The organism is Promicromonospora sp. NPDC090134 (assembly GCF_044746965.1).
In the GTDB taxonomy this organism is placed as follows: domain Bacteria; phylum Actinomycetota; class Actinomycetes; order Actinomycetales; family Cellulomonadaceae; genus Promicromonospora.
Genome location: NZ_JBIVCZ010000008.1, coordinates 66,524 through 81,567, shown reverse-complemented (window position 1 = coordinate 81,567; position 15,044 = coordinate 66,524). Strand labels below are relative to the sequence as shown.

Sequence of the window (15,044 nt, the reverse complement as noted above, 5' to 3'; positions counted from 1 at the left end):
ACGACGGTATGTATACGGGTTTGAAACAATTGAACGTTTCTACCGTAATGCGGCGAGATCGGCGCCGCGCGCCGCCAGCAGGGACCGTGCGGCCTCCAGGGCCCGCCGGTAGACGGCGTCGTCGCGGAGCAGCAGGGACCGGTCGTTCGCGGCGTTCAGCAGGGCGTTGATCTCGAAGGTGACCTGGTCGGGATCGGTGCCGGGGGCGAGCTCGCCCGCGTCGAGCGCCAGCTGCGCCTGGTGCACCAGGTACGACTCCCAGGACCGCTGGGCCGCGACGACCGCGTCGTGCACGGCACCGTCGCGCATGTCGAACTCCACCTCGACCGTGCGGAAGAAGCACCCGCCCTGGAACACCCGCGACCGCGAGTACTCGATCCAGGCCAGCACCAGCGCCCAGAGCCGGGCGAGGCCCCGGTCGGCCGACCGGGCGGGGACGATGACGTGCTCGGTGTAGATCTCGACGGCACGCTCCAGCGCGGCGAGCTGGAGCTTCTCCTTGGAGCCGAACAGGCCGGCGATCCCGCTCTTGTTCACCGGGACGGCCTCCGCCAGCGCGCCGAACGACAGCGCGTCCAGGCCGCGCACGGACGCCTCCTGCACCGCGTGGTCCAGCACGGCGCGGCGCGTGCGGTCACCACGGAGGCGGCGAAGATCGGTCGACTCGTTCACACAAGAGAGTGTACGACCGTTCGCTCATCAGATAGTGTGCGAACGATCGTACAGATTAATCACCGCACCCCGGAGGTCCCCGTGCCCCAGACCCGGCGCGCCGCTCGCGCACTGTTCAACACCCTTGGCCGCGTCGCGCCGCCGGCCGCTCTGGCCCTCGGCGCGGCAACCTACTGGCGCGTCGGCGCACGGACCCCGGTCCGGCCCGCCGACCAGGCCGTCCACGACTCGGCGCGGCGCACCCCGCTCGAGCACCACCCCACGTTCCGGCGCGGCCGGGACGGACGCCTCGGTGCCGGCGGCACGATCACGGTGGCCACCTACTCCTGGGGCGACCCCGGCGCGCCCGGCGTCCTCCTGGTCCACGGCTGGCAGTCCCGCGCATCCGCCTTCGGGCGCGTCATCGAGGACCTGACCGGAGCCGGGCTCCGGGCCGTCGCCTACGACGCACCCGGCCACGGCGCCTCCGGCGGGCAACGGCGCACCGGGCTCGACGACCTGGCGATCATCCGCCGGCTGTCCGACGCCGAGGACGCTCCGTGGTCCGCGGTCGTCGGACACTCGCTCGGGGTGCTCGGCGCGGGGATCGCGCTGCACGAGGGCATCAAGGCCGAGCGGTTCACCGCGATCGCCGGGCTCACCTCGGTCCGCGTCACGACCGACGGCTTCGTCCGCGGGGCCGGGATCCCCTGGGTGCTGCGCGACGCCTTCGCGACGACCGTCCAGCGGTACGGGCTGCCCGACCACCCGGACGTCTACGACCGCTTCGACCTGCTGACGCGCACCGTCCCGGCGTCCGTGCCGACCCTCTGGCTGCACGACGACGGGGACCGCGTGAACCCCCACCACCTGTCGGTCCAGCTGCACGAGGCCCACGCGGACTCGAGCGAGCTGTTCACCACCACCGGGCTGGGGCACAACAAGATCCTCGGCGACCGCGCGGTGCGGGGACGGATCCTCGACCACCTCGCCGCTCCCGCGCGGTGAACTCCGCGTGAACTCCTGCCGACATCACCAGTCGGATACCGGAAACCTTCCCTGACCTGCGACGACGCCGTACTCTGCTGTCCGGTTTATACCCATTTCAACCGGAGGTAGGACGACGATGGAGCACACGAGCGACGGCGCCCTCGCAGCGACTGCGGTCAGCGTCCTGGCGGCCCTCTGGTTCGTCTGGACCGTGCGGCACTCCGGGCCGTGGTCCCGGCTCCTGCCCGTGGCGGGCGTGGTGCTCGCCGTCGTCGTCGCGGCGCTCGGCGCCCTGGCCGTGGCCCGGGCCTGGCCCGACGGCAGCGTGGTGACCGGCCGGGTCGTGAGCATCTACGTGGCGGCGCTCCTCGTGCACGGCGGGCTGACCCGGCTGTGCACCGGGTTCCTCGCAGAGAGGTACCGCCGCGCGGTCGCCGCCGCCAAGGACGCGGACAAGGCCGGCGTGACCACCGGCAAGTCCCGGCTGCACGTGATCCCGACGGTCGTGGCGGTGTCCACGGCGATCCAGGTGGGGGTCGTCGCGAACACCCTCGCCGTGCCGAGCCTGTACCTCGGCGCCGCGGCCGGGCTCGCGGCCGCACTCCTCGCCTGGCCGCTCGGCTGGATCCTCCGCCTGGTCACCCGGCCGCGCGGCCACCGCCCCACCGCGGCGCTCGCCCACCCGCTGACCGGCCTGCTGACCGGAGCGACCCTGGTCGCGACGGCGGCGTGGCTGCTGCTCGCGCTCGCCTGACCCCGACCCGCCGCGACCCACCGAGATCTTTGCTTGGTCGCATAGACGAATCCTGTCACTGTTTGTCCATCTTTTGCTTGACAGTCGGCATAAGTCCTCCTATGTTCGAAAAGTCACCCGGTGGAGTACGTCCTGCCACGGGGGCGTGGCCGTCGTCGCCGACGACCACGTGACGCACCCCTGGAGGGAACGACGATGAGGTCCACCTTCGTGACAACGCTGTCACTCACCGCGTCGACGCCACCGGCTTCGCGCGCCTGAGCCTGTCCCCTCCCGCACTTCTGTCTCGCCGGGACGGCACTCCCGCCTGCCCGACGGTGTCGAACGGAGACCCATGCCCGAGAACAGCACTGACGCCCCAACCCAGTCCGGCGGCGTGTCCCGTCGCTCGATCCTGACCGGTACCCTCGCCGGGCTCATGGCGCCGACGGCGGCGCTGGCGCTCGGCTCCGACTCGGCCGCCGCCGTCTCGTCGGCGGCCCTGGGCACGACCCGGCACATCACCGTGTACGCCGAGGCGCTGCCCGGGGGCCAGTACGGCTACGGGCTCACGCCCGGAAAGGCCACCATCCCTGGCCCCGTGCTGGAGATGTGGGAGGGCGACACCCTCCAGGTCGAGCTCGTGAACACCACCGACAAGCGCCTGTCGATCCACCCGCACGGCGTGGACTACGCGACCGACTCGGACGGCAGCCCCTTCAACGACTCGTTCAACGAGCCCGGCGAGACCCGCACCTACGTCTGGAAGAGCCACAAGCCGAAGCAGCGCGCCGACGGCACCTGGATGGCGGGCTCCGCGGGCTACTGGCACTACCACGACCACGCGATGGGCGGGGAGCACGGCACCCCCGGGCTGCGCGCCGGCCTGTACGGCGCCCTCGTGGTGCGGCGCGAGGGCGACACGCTGCCCGACCGCCAGCACACCGTCGTGTTCAACGACATGACCATCAACAACAAGGTCGCGCCCGACACCCCGATGCTGGAGGCGAACAAGGGCGAGAAGGTCGAGTTCATCGCGATCGGCCACGGGGACCAGCTCCACACGTTCCACGTGCACGCGCACCGCTGGGCGGACAACCGCACCGGCTACCTGACCGGCCCCGACGACCCCACCCGGGTGATCGACACCCGCGACCTGAACCCCGGCTCCTCGTTCGGCTTCCAGGTCGTGGCGGGCGAGGGTGTGGGCGCAGGGGCCTGGATGTACCACTGCCACGTCCAGTTCCACTCGGACGGCGGCATGGCCGGGGTCTTCCTGGTGCGCAACGCCGACGGCAGCATGCCCGCCGGCGCCCAGGAGGCGATCGACCGGTTCCACGAGCACGGCGGCCACACCATGAGCGGCACGGCCACCACCGAGACCGACGGCGCGGCGGCCCATGCCGGCCACTGACCGCCCCGACTCCCCGTTCACGCGCAAAGGAGCAGTGATGGAACGAACCCGAAGAGGCATCATCGCCGCGGTGGCCGGTGCCGCCCTCGTCGCCACGATGTCGACGACGCCGGCCGCGGCCCAGCGGAGCGCCACCACCGTCGACACGGCCCCCGTGGCGGCGGCCGTCACGGACACGGCGGCCGTCGTGCCCGCCGCCACCGCCACCACCACCGCCGCGGCCGAGCCCACCGTGCTCGTGTTCCACGGCGCGGCCGCCGACCAGGCGGACCCGGTCGCCGTCGCGACCCGGACCATCCGGGAGCTCGGCGCCGAGAACGGCTTCACGGTGCACACGGCCAGCGACCCGAAGGTGTTCACGGCGAAGAACCTCGCGGAGTACCGCGGGGTCGTGTTCCTGTCCGCCGAGGGCGTCGAGCTGAGCACCGCGCAGGAGGACGCGCTCAAGGCCTACGTGCAGGGCGGCGGCGGGTTCCTCGGCGTCCGCGACGCGGCGCGGGCCCAGGCCCGCTCGCAGTGGTTCACGGGCCTGATCGGCACGCGGCCCGCGGGCAACCTGCCCGACCCGCTGCCGGTGGCGAGCGCCACCGCGAGCGCGGAGAACGCGCCCAACGAGGTGGCCGCCAACCTGATCGACGGCGACTCCCGCACCAAGTGGCTGGCGTTCGAGCCGACGGCGTGGATCGAGCTCGAGCTGGACGAGCCGCTCGCGGCCGCCCGGTACGCGCTCACCTCGGCCAACGACTCCGAGGGCCGCGACCCGCAGGACTGGACGCTGCAGGGCTCCACGGACGGCGAGACCTGGACCGACCTGGACACGCAGGCCGGCGAGGACTTCCCGGACCGGTTCGCCACGAACGACTACGACCTCGACAACGACGTCGCCTACCAGCACTACCGGCTGGACATCACGGCGAACGCGGGCGAGGACCTCACCCAGCTCGCCGAGATCCAGCTCTTCGACACCTCGGGCGAGGAGGAGCCGGACCCCGAGGTCCCGGTGCAGGAGGCGACGGTGAACGTCGTCGACCGCGCGCACCCCGCCAACGACGGGCTGCCCCTGAACTGGACGCGTGAGGACCGGTGGCTCAACTGGTCGCCGAACCCGACCGGCGACGTGCACACGGTGGCGCAGGTCCAGGAGTGGGACTACGACCCGGGCGAGGGCGCGAACGGCGCCTTCCACCCGATCTCGTGGTGCCGCGACTACGACGGCGGCCGCTCGTTCTACACCGGCATGGGCGGCACCGCGGAGAGCTACGCCGAGGAGGGCTTCCGTGACCACCTGCTCGGCGGCCTGCTCTGGGCGGCCGGCATGGTGCGCGGCGACTGCCAGGCGACCATCGCGGCGAACTACGAGGCCGAGCGCCTGACCGCGCAGAACACCGCGGGCACGCTCGACCAGATCGGCGAGCCGCACGGCCTCACGGTCGCGCCCGACGGCGGCGTCTTCTACGTCGGCAAGGGCGCCTGCCCCTCCGGCCCGATCGTCTCGTGGGACGACCCGAACGTGGGGCTGGGCTGCGGCACGATCCACCGCTGGGACCCCGAGGCGGGCGAGACCAAGCTGCTGACCACCCTCGACGTGATGGGCAACCGCGGCAGCGGCAGCGAGCTGGTCAAGAACGAGGAGGGTCTGCTCGGCATCACGCTCGACCCCGACTTCGAGGAGAACCAGTGGATCTACGTCTACTGGATGCCGCACGAGTCGATCGACGTCGAGCGGCGCGTGGGCCAGCGCACGGTCTCGCGCTTCACCTATGACGCAGCGGCCGACACGATCGACCAGACCACCCGCAAGGACCTGCTGCACTGGGAGACGCAGATCCACAGCTGCTGCCACGCGGGCGGCGGCATGGACTTCGACAACGACGGCAACCTGTTCATCGGGTCCGGCGACAGCAACTCCTCGGGCGGGTCGAACGGCTACTCCGGCAACAACTGGACGCAGGAGTTCGCGGGCCTCTCGTTCCAGGACGCCCGCCGCACAGCCGGCAACACGAACGACCTGAACGGCAAGATCCTGCGGATCCACCCGGAGGACGACGGCACGTTCACGATCCCCGAGGGCAACCTGTTCCCCGAGGCGGACGACCCGGGCGACAAGACGCGCCCGGAGATCTACGTGATGGGCGTGCGGAACATCTCGCGCCTGGCCTACGACAAGAAGAACGACTGGCTGACGGCGGCCTGGGTGGGGCCGGACGCGGGCGCGCCGGACCCGGAGCTCGGGCCGGCCAAGTACGAGACCGCGACCATCATCACCTCGGCGGGCAACCAGGGCTGGCCCTACTGCATGGGCAACCGGCAGCCCTACCGTGACCGCAGCAACGAGGACGCCACGGTGCTGACCGGCTGGTACGACTGCGACCACCCGAAGAACACCTCGCCGCGCAACACCGGCCTGGTGGACCTGCCGCCCGTGCGCGACAACATGATCTGGTACTCCCCCAGCGGCGGCGGCCCGGTCTTCCCGAAGGGTGAGAACGGCATCCCGTCGTACGTCGACGAGGAAGCCACCTACACCCAGCCGTACCTGCGGGGCGGCGGTCAGGCCGTGATGGACGGTCCCACGTACCACCGGTCCGAGGTGGACACCGACAGCGGCGTCGCCTGGCCCGCGTACTGGGACAACAAGTGGTTCATCGGCGACCAGTCGAACGCGAGCAACCGGATCGCCGTCACGGTGAACCCGGACACGGTGGACGAGGCCGGTCCCCCGGTCTTCGCCGAGGACCTGCGCAAGATCATCCAGGGCGGCGCGGGCAACGAGCAGGTGCAGAGCTGGATGGACGCCAAGTTCGGTCCGGACGGCGCCCTGTACCTGCTGGACTACGCGGGCGGCTTCTTCTCGCTGCACCCGAACCAGAAGCTCGTCCGGATCAGCTACACGGGTGGCCCGGCGACGCCGGTGCCGGCCGCGTCCGGCGCGAGCGTGCAGAGCTCCCCGCTGACCGTCGCCTTCACGGGTGACCGCTCGGGCGGCGTCTCCTACGCCTGGGACTTCGGGGACGGGAGCACCTCGACCGAGGCCAACCCGCGGCACACCTACGCCCGCGTGGGCAGCTACGACGCCACGCTGACGGTGACCTACGCCGACGGCGAGACCTCCACGGTGGAGGTCCCCGCCGAGACCACCTGCACGATCCCGGACGACCGGGGCACCGTGTGGTTCGGCGAGGACAACACGGGCGTCACCAACGACGACCTGGGCGGCTGCACGATCAACGACCTGGTCGAGGACGAGCGGGAGTGGGACACGAACGGCCGGTTCGTCAACCACGTCACGGCCGTGGCCGACCAGCTGAGGGCCGACAAGGTGATCACCGTCGCCGAGCGCAAGAAGCTGATCAACGTGGCGCAGTCCTCCGACATCGGCACCGAGGGCAGCACCGGGTACCGGTGGTGGTTCGACGGCACCGCCCAGACGCTGGCCGACTGGCGGCAGGCCCCGGGCGGCGCCTTCGACCTGAAGGAGGACGGGTCGATCCTGGCCACCGGAGGGCTCGGCATGCTCTGGTATCCGAAGGAGGAGCTCGGCGACTTCTCGCTGAAGCTGGAGTTCAAGGACTCCGCCCCGGAGGGACGGTTCGCCAACAGCGGCGTCTTCACGCGGTTCCCCGACCCGCGGGTGGCGCGCGACGACCGGCCCGAGTGCGGGCAGGGCACCGACGCCGAGGCCTGGGTGGCGATCTACTGCGGCCACGAGATCCAGCTCTACGACGGTCCCACGGGCGAGGTCCAGAAGACGGGTTCGGTGTACAACTTCGACCCCAACACCCTGGAGCAGGCCCGGCCCACCCCGAAGGGCGAGTGGAACACCTACGAGATCCAGGTGGTCGGCCAGCAGTACACGATCATCCGCAACGGCGAGGTGATCAACGAGTTCGAGAACTCGCCGGGCAAGGAGTCCTCGCGCGCCGGTGACCCGCCGACCGACCTGCGGCAGTTCCTGAGCGGCTTCATCGGTCTGCAGAACCACAGCGACGCGGACGCCATGGAGTTCCGCAACATCCGGGTGCGTGACCTGTGACCAGGCCCGCGGAGACGAGAGGAACACCCATGCGACACAGACTGTCCCGCCTGCTGGCGGTGGCGGCGGTCGGCGCCCTCGTGGCGCTGCCGCTGGCACCCGCCACCGCCGTCGAGACCACCACCGTCAAGCCCGTCGCCGACGTCACGCCGGACCGGGCCGCCAGCCAGGCGGCCCAGACCGACGGGGCGACCACCCAGGCCGACCAGGTGCTGAACTTCACCGCGAGCGCGAGCGTCTCGGCGTACGCGTCCGCACCCACGACGGCGGCCGCCGGGCCGACCACCATCGTGTTCGAGAACAGCACCGCGACCGGCAACAACATCGGGATGTCCCACACCCTGACGTTCGACACCGGCACCCCGGGCTACAACCAGGACGTCACGCTGGACATCCTGGCCAACCCTCTGGACGCCAACGGCGGCCGCTACGAGGCCGAGGTCAACCTGACCCCGGGCACGTACCGGTACTTCTGCGCCATCCCGGGGCACGGCACCATGGTGGGCGAGCTCGTGGTCACCGAGGGCGGCGGTGGCGACGACACCACCGCCCCGACGGTGACGGCGGACGTCGCCGGTGACCAGGACGACGAGGGCGCCTACATCGGCTCCGCGAGCGTGAGCCTGGCGGCCGACGACGGCGACGGCTCGGGCGTCGAGTCCGTCGAGTACGACCTGGACGGGGCCGGGTACACCCCGTACACCGCCCCCGTCGTGCTCGACGAGCCCGGCACCTACATGCTGGAGTACCGGGCGACCGACGTGGCGGGCAACGTCTCCGAGCCGGAGATGCTGCACATCACGGTCGTCGCCCCCGACGGCGAGGACACCACGCCGCCGGTGGTCACCGCCGAGGTGACCGGGGACCTCGACGCGGACGGCGCGTACATCGGGTCCGGGACCCTGAACCTCACGGCCCGGGACCCCGGTTCGGGTGTGGCGGGCATCGAGTACGACCTCGACGGGGCCGGCTGGGCGGCGTACACCGCGCCCGTCGTCGTCGACACCCCGGGCGAGCACACCGTGACCTACCGGGCCACGGACAGGTCCGGCAACGTCTCGGAGCCGGGTTCGGCCACGTTCACCGTGGTCGAGGCGCCCCCGGTCGACGAGACCGCGCCCACCGTCACGACCCAGGTCACCGGCGAGCAGGACGGCGACGGCGCGTACATCGCGTCGGCGACGGTCGCGATCCTCGCCGAGGACGCCGGGTCGGGCGTCGAGTCCGTCGAGTTCGACCTGGACGGCGACGGCTGGACGGCCTACACGGAGCCCGTGGTCGTGGACGTGACCGGCGCGCACACCGTGCGCTACCGGGCCACCGACGCGGCGGGCAACACCTCCGAGCCCGGGAGCGTGGAGCTGGTCGTGGTGGACGGGCAGGACCCGCCGGACACCACGCAGCCGATCGCGTCGGCCCAGGTGGACGGCGACCAGGACGACGAGGGTGCCTACCTCGGGTCCGCCACGGTCACCATCACCGCCCGGGACGACGAGTCGGGGGTGGCGTTCATCGAGTACGCGCTCGACGACACCGCCTTCCGGGAGTACACCGGCGCCGTGGAGGTCACGGAGCCCGGGTCGCACGCGTTCGCGTACCGGGCCACCGACAACGCGGGCAACGTGACCCGGACCGGCACGCTGCGGTTCGACGTCGCACGCGGCGCGATCGACGCCTGCCCCGTCTCCGACGAGCGCCCCACGGTGATCATCGGCAACAAGGACAGCAAGGTGACCAACTACGACACCGGCAACGGGTGCACGGTCGCCGACCTGGTCGACGCGGACGGCGGGTGGGTCAGCCACAGCGCGTTCGTGAGCCACGTGCAGCAGGTCGCCGACCAGCTCGACGACGCCGACGTCCTCACCGCGCAGGAGGTGACGCAGCTGGTCCGGGCCGCCCGCCAGTCCGACGTCGGGCGGTAGCACCGGCACGGCCCTGTGACGACGGCGCCCCGCCCCTCCGCGAGGAGGGACGGGGCGCCGTCGTTCGGCTCAGTGCATCAGAGGCTGTGCCTTCCGTCGCCTGAGCCTGCGGTTCCGCTCCGGCTCAGGCGACGAGCGAGCGCAGCACGTACTGCAGGATGCCGCCGTTGCGGTAGTAGTCCGCCTCGCCCGGGGTGTCGATGCGCACCACGGCGTCGAACTCGACCTGCGAGCCGTCGGCCTTGGTGGCCGTCACCTTGACGGTCTCGGGCGTGACGCCCGCGTTCAGCGCGGTGACGCCGGTGACGTCGAAGACCTCGGTGCCGTCCAGGCCCAGCGAGTCGGCGTTCTGGCCGGCCGGGAACTGCAGCGGCAGCACGCCCATGCCGATGAGGTTGGAGCGGTGGATCCGCTCGAAGCTCTCGGTGATGACGGCCTTGACGCCCAGCAGCGCGGTGCCCTTGGCGGCCCAGTCGCGCGACGAGCCGGAGCCGTACTCCTTGCCGCCGAGCACCACGAGCGGGGTGCCGGCCGCGGCGTAGTCCTGCGCGGCGTCGTAGATCGTGTCCTGGGCGTTCTTCACGAAGTTGAAGGTGAAGCCACCCTCGACGCCCGCGCCGTTGTTCTCGGAGGCCAGGAGCTGGTTGCGCAGGCGGATGTTCGCGAACGTGCCGCGGATCATGACCTCGTGGTTGCCACGGCGCGAGCCGTAGGAGTTGAAGTCGCGGCGGCCCACGCCGTGCTCGGCGAGGTAGATGCCCGCCGGGCTGTCGGCCTTGATGGAGCCGGCCGGGCTGATGTGGTCGGTGGTGACCGAGTCGCCGAGCTTGGCGAGCACGCGGGCGCCCGAGAAGTCGGTGACGGGCTCCGGCGTCATGCCCATGCCGTCGAAGTACGGGGGCTTGCGCACGTAGGTGGACTCGCTGTCCCAGGCGAACGTGTCGCCCTCGGGCGTCTCCAGGGCGGCCCAGCGCTCGTCGCCCTTGAAGACGTCGGCGTAGTCCGACTCGAACATCTTGCGGTCGATCGAGGACGCGATCGTCTTCTCGACCTCGTCCGGCGAGGGCCAGAGGTCACGCAGGAAGACCGGGTTGCCGGCCTCGTCGCGGCCCAGCGGGTCGTGCTCGAAGTCGAACTCCATGGTGCCGGCCAGGGCGTACGCGATGACCAGCGGCGGGGACGCCAGGTAGTTCATCTTGACGTCCGGGTTGATCCGGCCCTCGAAGTTGCGGTTGCCGGACAGCACCGAGACGACGGACAGGTCGTGCTCGTTGACGGCCTCGGAGACCTTCTCGTCGAGCGGGCCGGAGTTGCCGATGCAGGTGGCGCAGCCGTAGCCCACCAGGTGGAAGCCCAGCTTCTCGAGGTACGGCCAGAGGCCGGCCTTCTCGTAGTAGTTGGTCACGACCTGCGAGCCCGGCGCCATGGAGGTCTTGACCCACGGCTTGGACACGAGGCCCTTCTCGACGGCGTTCTTCGCGAGCAGCGCCGCGGCGATCATGACCGACGGGTTCGAGGTGTTGGTGCAGGACGTGATCGAGGCGATCGCGACCGCGCCGTGGAACAGCTCGAACTCCTTGCCCTCGGAGTTCGTGACGTGCACGTGCTTGCGGCCGTTGCTGCTCGGGGCCGGCGAGTCGGACGCGGGGAACGACTCGGAGCCGGTCTCGTCGGCGCCCGCACCCACCTCGGGGGCGTAGTTGGGCAGGTCGTGCAGGAACGCCGACTTCGCGTTCGTCAGCTCGATGCGGTCCTGCGGGCGCTTCGGCCCGGCGATCGAGGGCACGACCGTGGACAGGTCGAGCTCGAGGTACTCGGAGAACACCGGCTCGGCCGAGTCGGCGTCGAGCCACAGGCCCTGCTCCTTGGCGTACGCCTCGACCAGGGCGAGCTGCTCCTCGGAGCGGCCCGTCAGGCGCAGGTAGTCGACCGTGACCGAGTCGATCGGGAAGATCGCGGCCGTCGAGCCGAACTCCGGCGACATGTTGCCGATGGTGGCGCGGTTCGCGAGCGGCACCTGGGCCACGCCCTCGCCGTAGAACTCGACGAACTTGCCGACCACGCCGTGCTGGCGCAGCATCTGCGTGATCGTGAGCACCACGTCGGTGGCCGTCACGGCCGCCGGGATGGAGCCGCTCAGCTTGAAGCCGACCACGCGCGGGATGAGCATCGAGACCGGCTGGCCGAGCATCGCGGCCTCGGCCTCGATGCCGCCGACGCCCCAGCCCAGCACGCCCAGGCCGTTGACCATCGTGGTGTGCGAGTCGGTGCCGACGCAGGTGTCGGGGTACGCACGCAGCGCGCCGTCCACCTCGCGGGTCATCACGGTGCGGGCCAGGTACTCGATGTTGACCTGGTGCACGATGCCGGTGCCCGGCGGGACGACCTTGAAGTCGTCGAACGCCGTCTGGCCCCAGCGCAGGAACTGGTAGCGCTCGTGGTTGCGCTGGTACTCGAACTCGACGTTGCGCTGGAAGGCGTCGGCGCGGCCGGCGACGTCGATCTGCACGGAGTGGTCGATGACCATCTCGGCGGGGGCCAGCGGGTTGACCTTCGTGGCGTCGCCGCCGAGCGCGGCGACGGCCTCACGCATCGTGGCGAGGTCCACGACGCAGGGCACGCCGGTGAAGTCCTGCATGATCACGCGCGCCGGCGTGAACTGGATCTCGGTGTCGGGCTGCGCGTCCGGGTCCCAGGACGCGAGGGCACGCACGTGGTCGGCGGTGATGTTCGCGCCGTCCTCGGTGCGCAGGAGGTTCTCGGCGAGGATCTTCAGCGAGTACGGGAGGCGCTCCACTCCCTCGACCGCGCTGAGCCGGAAGATCTCGTAGGACGTGCCGGAGACCTCCAGCGTTCCCTTTGATCCGAACGTGTCCACGGTGCTCACTCGGGCTCCTTCTGCGGGGCTGACGGTGCGTCGGCTCTCACAGGCGCGGTCATCGCGCGAAGGAGCCGCCGCATGGGTTCCAGGGGGCTTCACCCAGCCTAGGCCGGGCTGCTGGAGCCAGCATATCGCATTTATCTTGACGTCAAGATATCTGCCGGGTGGGCGCCCGTCTCCTCCTGCTCGGCCGCGGGCGCCTGGAGCGTCCGTACGACCCGACGGGCGATCGCGGCGTTGCCCGCGTCGGTCGTGTGGATCCCGTCCTCGTGCACGAGGCGGCCCTGGACGATGTTGGGGTCCAGCAGCGACACGTACGTGGCCTCCGCCTCGGCCGCCGCGGCCCGCACCGCGCTGTCCAGGGCGCGCGCCTCCAGGCCGACCGCCCAGGGGGTGGAGGGCCCGACCGACACGATCTCGGCGTCCGGGAACCGCTGCACGGCCAGGGCGTACGTGTCCGCGACGGCCTCGAAGACCGGCCCGGGCTCGGCCCGCAGGTCCTTGAAGTCGTTCTGCCCGCCGGCGATCACCACGATGTCCACGCTGCCCTGCGGCACGGACCGGAGCTGGGCGGGGTAGTTGAGCTTGTCCAGCTCGGGGTTGCCCTTGACGAACCCGGTGCCGCCGTCGGCCACGTTGAGCTCGCGCCAGCCCATCTTCTCGGACACGAGGGTGCTCCACCGCAGCTCGGGCGACGTCGCGCCCTGCCCCACCGTGTAGGAGTCGCCGACGAAGAGGGCCACCGGCTCCTTCTCGGCCACCGGGGACGGCGAGGGCGACGGCGACGGGGACTCCGCCCAGACCTTCGGCGCGCCCCGCGGCGCGGGCACCGAGGCCCCGCCCGTACCGCCGACGGCGATGCCGCCGGCCCCCAGGACCATGCCCACCAGGACGGCGACGGCGAACGCCGCCACCACCGACACCGCGATCCCGCCGCTCACCAGCCACCGCTTCACGGTGCGCATCCTATGCGCACTGACCTGGGGCTTCGTCCACCGTCCAGTCAGCCCTGCCGGTCCAGCACCGCGACAGCCTCGACGTGGTGCGTGTGCGGGAACAGGTCGAACGCGCGCACGCCCGTCAGCACGTACCCGTGCGCCGCGAGGTAGCCGACGTCGCGCGCGAGCGCCGCCGGGTCGCACGCCACGTAGACCACGCGGCGCGGCTCGCGGGCCGCGATCGCGTCCACCACGGCGCGCCCGGCGCCCGAGCGGGGCGGGTCCAGCACGACGACGTCCGCGGCGGGCACGTCGGCCTCGCCCGGCCCGCCCGCGAGGACCCGGTCCACGGAGCCAACGCGCAGGTCCACCTGCTCGTGCGCGTGCGCGTTGCGGCGGGCGTCCTTCACGGCGCGCGCGTCGCCCTCGACGGCGACCACCCGGCCCTCGGGCCCGACGGCGTCCGCGAGCGGCAGCGTGAACAGGCCGGCGCCGGAGTACAGGTCCAGCACGGTCGCCCCGGCCAGCTCCCCCGCGCTCGCGCCGGCGGCGTCCAGCACGGCGCCCGTGAGCACGGCCGGCGCCTCACGGTGCACCTGCCAGAACCCGTCGGCGGCCACCCGGTAGCGGTGCGTGCCCCACGGGCCGGTCACGACCTCGCTCACGGCGCGGCGGGCGTTGGGCCGGGAGTCCGGCCGGCCGCGGCGCCACGGCTCGCCGTCGACCAGCAGCGCCGGGTCACCCTCGGACGGCGCGACGAGCTCCAGGCGGGCGCCCGGCGTCCAGGTGCGGGTGAACACGTCCTCGGCGACGGCGAACGCCGCCAGCTCGGCGGAGGCCAGCGGCATCTTCTTCAGCGCCACGATGTCGTGCGAGCGGTGCTTGCGCATGCCGGCATGACCGTCGGCGTCGGCCACCAGGTCGATCCGGGTGCGGTAGTGCAGGCCGCGGCGCTCGTCGTCGCCGGGCACGGCCTCGACCGTGACGTGCTCGGCGAGCCAGTCGGCGTCGATGCGGGCCAGGCGCTGGAGCTGCTCGGTGAGCACGGCCGTCTTCCAGCGGCGCTGCGCGGGCAGGGCGACGTGGGACAGCTCGCCGCCGCCCACACCGTCGGCGCCGGCCGCGGGCCACAGGGGCTCGACGCGGTCGGGGGACGCCTCGAGCACCTCGACGGCGTCGGCGCGCCAGAAGGTCGGGCCGCCCTCGGTGACGCGGGCGCGGACCCGCTCCCCCGGCAGGGTGTGGCGCACGAACACGACGCGGCCGTCCAGGCGGGCCACGCAGTGGCCGCCGTGGGCCACGGGGCCGACCTCCAGCTCGAACTCCTGCCCCACCTCCGGCCCCGGGGCGGCCTCGCTCACGCGCCGCGTGCGGCCCGGCCGCGGGGAACGCTGGGGACGACGGCGCGGGCGGCCGCCCTGCTCGGGGTCTGCGGGCGCGGTGCGACGGTCGGGGTTGCGGGGCATGTGCTCAAGTATC

Annotated in this window: 9 protein-coding genes; 5 read left to right on the top strand and 4 right to left on the bottom strand. The window is 71.9% G+C overall.

The window, feature by feature from the left end:
- Positions 1-39 precede the first annotated feature (39 nt).
- On the bottom strand, positions 40-672 hold the full coding sequence (locus tag ACIPN7_RS20815; protein ID WP_400546624.1) for a TetR/AcrR family transcriptional regulator: 633 nt from the start codon (positions 670-672) through the stop codon (positions 40-42).
- Between the two features lie 81 nt (positions 673-753).
- Here ACIPN7_RS20815 and ACIPN7_RS20810 point away from each other — a divergent pair, with 81 nt between their 5' ends.
- The 5 genes from ACIPN7_RS20810 to ACIPN7_RS20790 all read left to right on the top strand — a co-directional run bounded on the left by ACIPN7_RS20810 (position 754) and on the right by ACIPN7_RS20790 (position 9,746).
- A complete protein-coding gene (locus ACIPN7_RS20810; protein WP_400546621.1) occupies positions 754-1,659 on the top strand; it encodes an alpha/beta fold hydrolase in 906 nt (301 codons plus the stop codon).
- Between the two features lie 118 nt (positions 1,660-1,777).
- A complete protein-coding gene (locus ACIPN7_RS20805; protein ID WP_400546618.1) occupies positions 1,778-2,395 on the top strand; it encodes a hypothetical protein in 618 nt (205 codons plus the stop codon).
- 334 nt (positions 2,396-2,729) lie between these two features.
- Positions 2,730-3,788: a multicopper oxidase domain-containing protein gene (locus ACIPN7_RS20800; protein WP_400546615.1), complete on the top strand. Its 1,059-nt coding sequence runs from the start codon at positions 2,730-2,732 to the stop codon at positions 3,786-3,788.
- A gap of 37 nt (positions 3,789-3,825) precedes the next feature.
- Complete coding sequence (locus tag ACIPN7_RS20795) at positions 3,826-7,821, top strand: ThuA domain-containing protein (RefSeq protein ID WP_400546612.1); 3,996 nt, start codon at positions 3,826-3,828, stop codon at positions 7,819-7,821.
- 29 nt (positions 7,822-7,850) lie between these two features.
- Entirely contained in the window at positions 7,851-9,746 is a 1,896-nt protein-coding gene (locus ACIPN7_RS20790; RefSeq protein WP_400546609.1) for an OmpL47-type beta-barrel domain-containing protein, read from the top strand.
- Between the two features lie 124 nt (positions 9,747-9,870).
- On the opposite strand, the gene acnA is transcribed toward ACIPN7_RS20790, so the two are convergent.
- From acnA to ACIPN7_RS20775, 3 genes are all read right to left on the bottom strand, one after another.
- A complete protein-coding gene (gene acnA / locus ACIPN7_RS20785; RefSeq protein ID WP_400546606.1) occupies positions 9,871-12,633 on the bottom strand; it encodes an aconitate hydratase AcnA in 2,763 nt (920 codons plus the stop codon).
- Between the two features lie 131 nt (positions 12,634-12,764).
- The gene (locus ACIPN7_RS20780) at positions 12,765-13,583 is read right to left on the bottom strand and encodes an SGNH/GDSL hydrolase family protein (RefSeq protein WP_400546603.1); all 819 of its coding nucleotides are present in this window, start codon (positions 13,581-13,583) and stop codon (positions 12,765-12,767) included.
- Positions 13,584-13,630: 47 nt separating this feature from the next.
- Entirely contained in the window at positions 13,631-15,031 is a 1,401-nt protein-coding gene (locus ACIPN7_RS20775; protein WP_400546600.1) for a class I SAM-dependent RNA methyltransferase, read from the bottom strand.
- Between the last annotated feature and the right edge of the window lie 13 nt (positions 15,032-15,044).

Excerpts from the sequence above, each read along its gene's own strand:
- ACIPN7_RS20805 (WP_400546618.1), top strand. The coding sequence starts at position 1,778 with ATGGAGCACACGAGCGACGGCGCCCTCGCAGCGACTGCGGTCAGCGTC.
- ACIPN7_RS20800 (WP_400546615.1), top strand. The coding sequence starts at position 2,730 with ATGCCCGAGAACAGCACTGACGCCCCAACCCAGTCCGGCGGCGTGTCC.
- ACIPN7_RS20795 (WP_400546612.1), top strand. The coding sequence starts at position 3,826 with ATGGAACGAACCCGAAGAGGCATCATCGCCGCGGTGGCCGGTGCCGCC.
- ACIPN7_RS20790 (WP_400546609.1), top strand. The coding sequence starts at position 7,851 with ATGCGACACAGACTGTCCCGCCTGCTGGCGGTGGCGGCGGTCGGCGCC.
- ACIPN7_RS20775 (WP_400546600.1), bottom strand. The coding sequence starts at position 15,031 with ATGCCCCGCAACCCCGACCGTCGCACCGCGCCCGCAGACCCCGAGCAG.